The following is an 8,235-nucleotide window of genomic DNA, read 5'->3' as shown; positions in this document are numbered from 1 at the left end:
GCAGCAACCCGCCGTCTAGGAGGGTCATGACGTCGTGCGGTCGGGGTAGTTCGTCAGCACGACCAGGGCGCCGAATGCTCCAGGGGGCCACGTGTCCCGCGTTCGATGAGCCATGTGGCGGCCCATTGCTTGGCGTCGACGTACCAGGGACTCGACGACCATTGGAAGGCGCCCACCGCCAGCGCCAGCATGCCGAACAGGATCAGCATGGTCTGGTCGAGGCTGGGCTCCTCGCCCGCAACGCGGACGATCTCGTGATTGGGGGAGCGCAGGGCGAGTCGCACGGCGCCGCGATGGCCGCTGCAGCGCCCGCACATATGGCAGGCGCCCGCGCCGCGCATGGTCTTTACCGGCACGAGGGGCGCGCAGTTGAAGCTCTCGGTGCCCCCGACGGGCTTGGGCGAGACCGCCCAGGCGGCGCTGTCGACCTGGAAGCTGACCGGCGCCAGCTTCGACAGCACCGCGAAGACGCCGTTGACCGGGCAGAGGTAGCGGCACCAGACGCGCTTGTTGCGCCCGTAGAGCAGGCCGACCACGATCGCCGCCAGCGTCGAGCCCCCCAGGACCGCGAGGACCGGCTTGGGATAGCCGTAGACGCTGGTCATCTGCCCGTAGACGGTGGTGCCGGCAAAGGCCACGAAGGGCCAGCCCTGCCAGGTGATCCAGCGCGGCACGGCATAGCCGCGGCTCCAGCGGCTTGCGAATTCGCTGAGCGCGCCCTCGGGGCAGAGCACGCCGCACCATGCACGGCCGACCAGGACCATGCTCACCAGCACGAACGGCCACCAGATCCCCCAGAACGCGAACTGAGCGGCGAGCGTCAGGTTGGTCCAGATATGGGCGGCGTTGTCGGGGAGCGGCAGCAGCGCCGGGACGATCACCAGAACCGCGTAGACGGCAACGATCAGCCATTGCACGGCCCGGATGATCCAACCGTACCGGCGCAGCCCGTCGCCGAACCGGGCCAGCGCACCGTCGATGACGGATCGACGCGGCGGAACACGGCTCAGGGCAAGGGAGGCTGGCGCTGTCGTCGACGCGCTCATTTGGCCACCAAAGTCGCCTTCGCCTCCGGGTGGAAGTCGTCGAACACCTGGTAGGTGCCGGCATCGAGGGTGCGGAACACGATCGCCGAGGTCGAGCCCGCGGCCAGCGCCTTCTCGCGCTTGAGTTCCGTGCTCTCGAACTCAACCGGGCTCTGGCCGGTATTCGAGATCTCCAGCTTGAACCGGGTGTTGGCCGGCACCTCGATCACCGCCGGAAGGATCACCCCATCGCGCATCTCGACCTTGATGACCGGCATGTCGTCGGCCCGCGCGGACGCGACGGCGACCAGCAGCACGGCGGCAGGGGCGAGGAAGCGCGACAGGCGGGACACGGACAGCTCCGGCAAATTCAGTAGGCGCCCTTCTTGCCGACACCGGCGAAGGTGAAATCCTGCGTAACCGCGAAGGGCTCGAACCACGGACCGACCCCTGTCTCCTTGTCCACGTGGCGACCGAAATGGCTGTCCTTGCCCGGGGGCGCGACCATTACTTTGAGGCGATAGCGGCCGGGGCCGAACAGCTTGACGTTATCGCCGTAATGCGGCCCGTCATTGGCGACCATCGGCATCAGCACCCCCGACACCGTCTGGTCGGTGGGCTTGTCGCCATCGAGCTTCACCGCCTCGAACCGGACGTCGAGGGCCGGCACCCAATCCCCCTCGGCGAAGCCGTTGCGGTTGTCCTTGGCGGCGCGGATATCGGTTTCGAGGTGGATGTCCGACTTGGCGGCCTCGCGCATCATGCCGGGAGGATCCATCTCGATCGGCTGGAGATAGACGGCGGCGACCTCCAGGCCGTTCTGCGTCACATGCGGACCGATGGGCACTTCCTTGGCCGTCGCGGGGCCCGCGAAGGCGAGGAGCGAGGCCGCGGCGAGGCCGCGGAGAAGCGGAGTGATGGGCGACGCATGCATGCGGTCGCACATAATCCACCCCGCTCGAAGTTCAAACTGGAATCGCATCGATCTCAAATAATAACAATTCTAATCTGAGACCACCTTGGGGAGCCATGATCGTATTCGCATGTCTTTCCGGCACCGTGACGCGGTCATTGCAAAAGCTCACGGAGATGTTCGCTATACGATGACCCTCTGCATCTTGACCGAGACGGCGGGACCGGGATTGTCATTCCACTGCCATGCCGAGCATCGAGGATGGCGGGCGGAACGGAGATGACTTGCGAGGCGGCCTGTGGCGAGAAGGCGCACCCTGGCTTGCGCGATGCCAAAGACCGTTTTAGCAAGTGCTATACTTTTTTGTGAGTCGGATGAGAACCCGTTCCGTGCCCCTGGTCCGCACCGCAGCCCTCATTCTGACGACGCCCCTTCTCGTCCCGGTTGCCGCGCGGGCGGCCGACTTCGCCGCGCCGCGCCCCGACGCCACCCGGCCGACCTACACCGACTGGTCGGGCGGCTATGTCGGCCTCGAGGGCAGCGCCGGCGGATCCTACGGGGCCTACAATTTCGGTCCGACGACGATCGGCGGCCGGCCGATCCCGGCCTTCAAGAGCGGCGATTCCACGGGCCGCAGTGACCAGGGGCGCAACGCCACCACGGCCGTGGGCGGCGTGTTCGGCGGCTGGACCTGGCAGGCCGGGCCGTGGGTCTACGGCATCGAAGCGAATCTCGATCTGGCGAATCTGAAGCGTCCGGTCCCCGCGACCGTCGCGGGATTCGGCTACGCGGATGCGGATCCGGCCTTCAACGTCGTGCGCGCCAAGACGAATCTCTACGGCGCCCTGCGTGCCCGACTCGGCTACAGCTTCGATCGCTATCTGATCTACGGCACCTTCGGGCTCACCGGTGCGAACGCCCGGTTTCTCGCCAGCTATCCGGATCTCGACACGGGCGGCCAGACCACCGCGCAGCGGGAATTGGGCTATGTCGGCTTCACCCTGGGCGCGGGCGTGCAATACGCCATCACCGACAGCCTCGCCCTGGGCATCGACTACCGCTACATCGATCTCGGCGGCAGCCGGCGCTTCCCGCTGGGCGTGGTGCCCGGCGACACGGGTGGACCGGTCACGACCCGGGCGAGCTTCACCTCCAACCAGCTGTTCGCACGGCTGATGTGGTTTCCGGGCGGCTTGAAGGTGCCGCCGGACCCGGACGAGACCGCTCCGCACGACCCCGACAACGGCGATACCGGCCGCTTCTCGCTGCACGGGCAGACGACCCTGATCGCGCAGGCCGTGCCCGGCTTCCGCTCGCCCTACGAGGGCGCGCAGAGCCTGATCCCCCATCAGGCCCGGCAGACCACCACGGCGACGATCTTCCTCGGCCTCAAGCTCACCGACAGCACCGAGCTCTACTACAACCCCGAATTCAGCCAGGGCTTCGGCCTGTCGCGGACGCTGGGCGTCGCCGGCTTCGTCAACGGCGAGGCGCAGAAGGCGGGCGCCCCGTTCCCGAAGCTGCGCTCGAACCGCTACTACGTGAAGCAGACCTTCGGGCTGGGCGGCGAGACCGTGGATGTTCCGGACGGTCCGAACCAAGTGGCCACCCGTTACGATGCCGAGCGGATCACGCTGATCGCCGGCAAGTTCGCGCTGGGCGACTTCTTCGACGGCAACATCTACGCGCACGACCCGCGCGTGGACTTCTTCAACTGGTCGCTCTGGGGCGCCTCGGCCTGGGACTTCCCGGCGAACCTCCCGGGTTTCACGCAAGGCGTCTACGCCGAGTACAACCGGCCGGAATTCGCTATCCGCGCGGCCTACACGCAGGTGCCCAAGGAGCCGTCGAGCGACGTGCTCGACCCGCGGGTGTTCCGGCGTGCGGGGCTGAACGTCGAGTTCGAGGAGCGCCACGTCCTCCCGTGGCTGGAGCAGCCCGGCAAGATCCGGATCGGGCTGTTCTCGAATGTCGGTGTCTCGGCCAACAACCGCGACGTGGTCACCCTGACGCAGCTCGGCCTGTTCGACGACATCAACGACGCCGTCGCGGCGACAAGGCGCCCCCGCCGCAAGACCGGCGGCTACATCAACCTGGAGCAGGGGCTGACGCCGGAACTCGGGCTGTTCGCCCGGGCGAGCCTGAACGACGGGCGCACCGAGAACATCTCCTTCACCGACATCGACCGGAGCTTCTCCGGAGGCCTGTCGCTGAAGGGCAAGGCCTGGGACCGGCCCGACGACACGATCGGCATCGGCGCCGCGATGAACGGGCTCTCGCCCTCACACCGCGCCGCCTTCGCGGCCGGCTACCTCGGCCTGCTGATCGGCGACGGGCGGCTGAATTACGGCACCGAGCGCGCGCTGGAGACCTACTACGCCCTGAACCTCACGAAGTTCGTCACGCTGACCTTCGACTACCAGTTCATCGACAATCCCGGATACAATCGCGACCGAGGCCCCGCGCATTTCTTCGCCTCGCGGTTGCACGCGGATTTCTGATCGGCGTGGCCGGAGGCATCGGCGGCATGCCCGATCAGTCCGCCGCCTCGGTCACGGTGGCCCCGAAGAGCGCCTCGAAGGCGGCGCGGAGCTGCATGTCGACCTCCGGCAGGCTCACGGGCAGGCCGAGATCGACGAGGCTCGTCACCCCGTGCTCCCGGACGCCGCACGGCACGATCCCGTCGAAATGCGCGAGATCGGGCTCGACGTTCAGGCTGATGCCGTGGAAGCTGACCCAGCGGCGCACCCGGATCCCGATCGCCGCGATCTTGTCCTCGACGCGAGGCCCCTTCTCGGGCCGGCGTACCCAGACGCCGACCCGGTCCTCCCGGCGCTCGGCGCGGACATTGAAGGCGGCGAGCGTCTCGATCAGCCACGCCTCCAGGCTCGCCACATAGGCGCGCAGGTCGCGGCTGCGCCGGTCGAGGTCGAGCATCACGTAGGCGACCCGCTGGCCGGGGCCGTGATAGGTGTATTGCCCGCCCCGGCCCGTGGCGTGGACCGGGAAGCGGTCCGGTGCCACCAGATCCTCCGGTCGGGCCGAGGTCCCGGCCGTGTAGAGCGGCGGGTGCTCCAGCAGCCAGACGCATTCGGGCGCCGCGCCGCGGGCGATCGCCTCCACACGCGCCTCCATCCAGGCGAGGGCGGCCGCGTAGCCCACGGGCGCGTCGCTCACGCGCCAGCCCACCGGGCCGGCGACCGGATCTGCGCCGGGCCGCTTCGGGAAGGCGTGCGGGCGGACCGTGAGGCGGGGCGCGTTTACCAAGAGTTCATCATCCTGCGTCGATGGTCGCAGCCTTCAACATTCGCGGCCGGCGCTGGCAAGGACCGGCCGTGAGACAGGATGGCGGCTGGTGGCGATCTTCGAGACCCTGAAGGTCGATCTGACAGTGGTGCTGGGCCGCGCCCGCATGCCGCTGCACATGCTGCTGCGCATGGGCCGCGGCGCCGTGATCGAGCTGGAAGCCAGCGACAGCGACATGGTCGAGATCCTGGCCAACGACCACCCGATCGCCCGCGGGCAGATCGTGGTGACCGGCGACCGCATCTCCGTCGAGGTGACCGAGCTGATCCGCAAGGCGGCCTCGATCGTGGAGCCCGGCATCAGCATCGGCGACGGCGCGGCGCCTTTCCTGGAGGGCGGCTACGATTCCCCGTGAGCGAGGCGCTTGTCGGCGGCGGAACGATCTGTTATCCGCTGCGCCGCGCGACACGAAAGCGGCCCCGGGTTTTCCCGCGGCGCGCGACGGTCGGGCAAACGGACCGGTCTTCGCGTCCGATGCGGCCATGGCGGAATTGGTAGACGCGCTAGCTTGAGGTGCTAGTCCCGAGAGGGGTGGAGGTTCGAGTCCTCTTGGCCGCACCATCTCTTTCCCACTTGCGTGGGAAGGAGTTGAGGCAAATCAACAACATAGTAGGCCCCCCGGATTCACACACGGGGTGCACACATGAGCGTACGTATGGCTGCGCCGTGGCGCCATCCGAAGACGGGTATGCTCTACCTACGGCAGCGCACGCCGTCCGATCTGCTCCCGTCCATGAAGGGTCGGAAGATCGACCTGCCGATCGGTTCTGAGACCGTCGCCGTCACCATCTCTGACGTCATACAAGTCTCGCTTGGGACGAAGGACCTCCGCGAGGCCAAGACGCGTCACGCTCTGGCTGACGCTCGCCTTCGGACTTTCTGGGCGCGCTCTCGCGAACTGACCCGGGTACGTGCGCACCGGGTCGACCCGAAGGCCGCCGCGCAGGTCGCGGCGATGCTCGCGCCCAAACCCTATGTCTCGCCGGACATGGCAACCGCTATTCGGCTCTATGGCGATGCTGCGAGAGCAGCGTTGCAGCAGCAGGGAAGACCCATCACTGAGGGAAGCATTCACCATTTGGTGGGGTCGATCGTCGAAGCGTTCGACGTACTTCAGATGACGCCACGCCATGTCCCCTATTATGAGGATGATCAGTGGAAATTCCGCCTCTCGACGGCTGCCGACGAGCCCAAGGCGAACTCCTACCAGGTGTCAACAGTCTGGGATAAATGGTTATCGAATCGGTCGGACCAAGTATCAATCGGGACCATAAATAGATACAGGCCGTCTATCTCATCGTTTGTCTCATTTGTGAAAGATGCAGACATACGTGATGTGACGGAAGATCAGGTCTATGACTGGGCCAAGCACCGTGTCGACCACGACAATAATAATGCGAAAACCGTCAACAAGAATGACCTTGTCGCACTGAAATCGCTGTTCGCCTGGGCAATGTCGCGAGAAGGCGGGCGCATACTTCTAGCAAATACAGCCAAGAATGTTCGTCTCCCGGAACCGAAACAGGCAATCACACGCGAGAAAAGCTTTCGAGACGGCGAGATATCCGTCATACTGGGTGCCGCCCTGAAGGTCGATGCAGGGCCAAATAGTACTTACGCTCAAAAAGCACAGCGCTGGTGCCCATGGCTGGCCGCCTATTCTGGGGCACGAATTTCAGAACTTACGGGCCTGCGTGCCGATGACATCCGGCAAGAGCAAGGTTACCATATCATGCATTTCCGGCAGACGAAGACTGGTAAACCACGTTCGGTTCCGCTGCATGAACATATAATTGAACTTGGATTTCTTGATTTCGTCAAAGAGGCGGCAGGGTCACACCTTTTCGTCGACGACGTCGGCGGGCACGAGATAAAGACACCTGTCGCGCAAATTCGCTCGCGTAAGGTGGCCGAATGGGTCCGCCGTATCATCAAGCTTGAAGATGGCGTCGACCCGAACCATGGATGGCGCCATACCTTCAAGAGTAGGGCGCTGCCGGTCATGCGAGAGCGTATAAGCGACGCTATAACTGGACATGCTGGTAAGTCAGTGGCGAGAAAGTACGAGCATGTTCCGATAGATATGATGGCGGATGCCCTCAAGAACTTTCCACGCTACAAAATTTGATTCCGAATCCTGCGGATTACAACTTAGCTCTACATCTGCCTTGTGGACACACAACGCTGGAGGGTTCGACTTAGGCTTGTCGTCGACGTGGTCGTCGGCGACGCCGATAGCCGCACCAGACTACGGGCGTACGAGCGCTTGCGCCTCGCGGCCCGCCTTCGCCCAGGACAGGGCGTCGGCTTCGGCGGAAGGCGCATCGGGAAGGCCCAATTAGTCGCCACGCGCCTCACTGCCTCCGAGGACCGCATCAATTTTTTCATCGCGGCCCAAGCTCCCCGGGAACACCCGAGCGGCGAGGTCAGCGTAGGCGCCCGGAACGTTCAGCCCATCCGAGCGCGGGCGTTGGTGGCGGACGCCATGTCGGGAGCGCGGCGCGGCAGCACGAAGCGTGCACACATGCTCAACGACTCAAGCTTCAGCAACAGGTATTCGGCGAAGGCGTTCACCGCGGCGTTGCTCGCCGTGTAGATAGACCGCAGGGGCAGCGAGCACAGCGTCACGCTCGACGTGACGTTGACGAACCTCTCAGACACCGCGGATGAAATGCAGTCCAGGACGATATGGCTGAAGTTCCTGATCTTCGTGAACGAGCCCGCGAACACCTTGCATTGGCTCAGAAGCACCTTGCTTCAGGTGACGAAGTTCGATTGCGCTACGCTGCGCTCGAACTGCGAATGTGCATTGAGGCGCTCGCCTATAGTCTTCTGAAGCTCCATCGCAGCGGAGCTTCTCTGAATCTCATGGGCACATGGCAGCCTGACAGAATGCTCAAAGAGCTCGCTGAAATCGTGCGAGGTGTCACAGGCCGTAGAGAATTTTGAACTCACAGTCCCAGAAATTGGGTCTATCAAAATAACTGAATA

8 protein-coding genes, 1 tRNA gene and 1 pseudogene are annotated in these 8,235 nt (G+C 64.9%); 4 read left to right on the top strand and 6 right to left on the bottom strand.

Going from position 1 to position 8,235, the window contains the following annotated elements; genetic code table 11:
* From I53_RS13045 to I53_RS13035, 3 genes and pseudogenes are all read right to left on the bottom strand, one after another.
* Positions 1–1,046: pseudogene (locus tag I53_RS13045) on the bottom strand (4Fe-4S binding protein); the annotation flags it as partial.
* The gene (locus I53_RS13040) at positions 1,043–1,378 is read right to left on the bottom strand and encodes a cupredoxin domain-containing protein (RefSeq protein ID WP_043351359.1); all 336 of its coding nucleotides are present in this window, start codon (positions 1,376–1,378) and stop codon (positions 1,043–1,045) included. The pseudogene I53_RS13045 and the gene I53_RS13040, both read right to left, overlap by 4 nt.
* A gap of 17 nt (positions 1,379–1,395) precedes the next feature.
* Complete coding sequence (locus I53_RS13035) at positions 1,396–1,959, bottom strand: iron transporter (protein ID WP_205782340.1); 564 nt, start codon at positions 1,957–1,959, stop codon at positions 1,396–1,398.
* Positions 1,960–2,312: 353 nt separating this feature from the next.
* Between I53_RS13035 and I53_RS13030 the strand changes: the two genes are divergently transcribed.
* Positions 2,313–4,439, top strand: a complete 2,127-nt coding sequence (locus tag I53_RS13030) for a carbohydrate porin (protein ID WP_043351354.1) — start codon at positions 2,313–2,315, stop codon at positions 4,437–4,439.
* A 34-nt stretch (positions 4,440–4,473) separates the two neighbouring features.
* Here I53_RS13030 and lipB read toward each other — a convergent pair whose 3' ends face one another.
* Positions 4,474–5,205, bottom strand: a complete 732-nt coding sequence (gene lipB / locus I53_RS13025; RefSeq protein ID WP_043351352.1) for a lipoyl(octanoyl) transferase LipB — start codon at positions 5,203–5,205, stop codon at positions 4,474–4,476.
* Positions 5,206–5,293: 88 nt separating this feature from the next.
* Here lipB and I53_RS13020 point away from each other — a divergent pair, with 88 nt between their 5' ends.
* From I53_RS13020 to I53_RS31245, 3 genes are all read left to right on the top strand, one after another.
* The gene (locus I53_RS13020) at positions 5,294–5,599 is read left to right on the top strand and encodes a FliM/FliN family flagellar motor switch protein (protein WP_043351350.1); all 306 of its coding nucleotides are present in this window, start codon (positions 5,294–5,296) and stop codon (positions 5,597–5,599) included.
* A 121-nt stretch (positions 5,600–5,720) separates the two neighbouring features.
* A tRNA-Leu gene (locus I53_RS13015) sits at positions 5,721–5,805 on the top strand.
* Positions 5,806–5,887: 82 nt separating this feature from the next.
* Positions 5,888–7,372 (top strand): DUF6538 domain-containing protein, encoded by a 1,485-nt coding sequence (locus I53_RS31245; RefSeq protein ID WP_083936046.1) that lies wholly within the window; start codon positions 5,888–5,890, stop codon positions 7,370–7,372.
* Between the two features lie 320 nt (positions 7,373–7,692).
* On the opposite strand, the gene I53_RS30430 is transcribed toward I53_RS31245, so the two are convergent.
* Together I53_RS30430 and I53_RS34560 are read right to left on the bottom strand one after the other, a co-directional pair.
* The gene (locus I53_RS30430; RefSeq protein WP_051044797.1) at positions 7,693–7,995 is read right to left on the bottom strand and encodes a hypothetical protein; all 303 of its coding nucleotides are present in this window, start codon (positions 7,993–7,995) and stop codon (positions 7,693–7,695) included.
* A gap of 6 nt (positions 7,996–8,001) precedes the next feature.
* On the bottom strand, positions 8,002–8,235 hold a 234-nt coding region (locus I53_RS34560; protein ID WP_210161579.1), incomplete at its 5' end, for a hypothetical protein.

This window comes from Methylobacterium sp. B1 (assembly GCF_000333255.1).
In the GTDB taxonomy this organism is placed as follows: domain Bacteria; phylum Pseudomonadota; class Alphaproteobacteria; order Rhizobiales; family Beijerinckiaceae; genus Methylobacterium; species Methylobacterium fujisawaense.
Note: the sequence above shows the minus strand (reverse complement) of the source record. Positions and strands in the feature narration are given on the sequence as shown.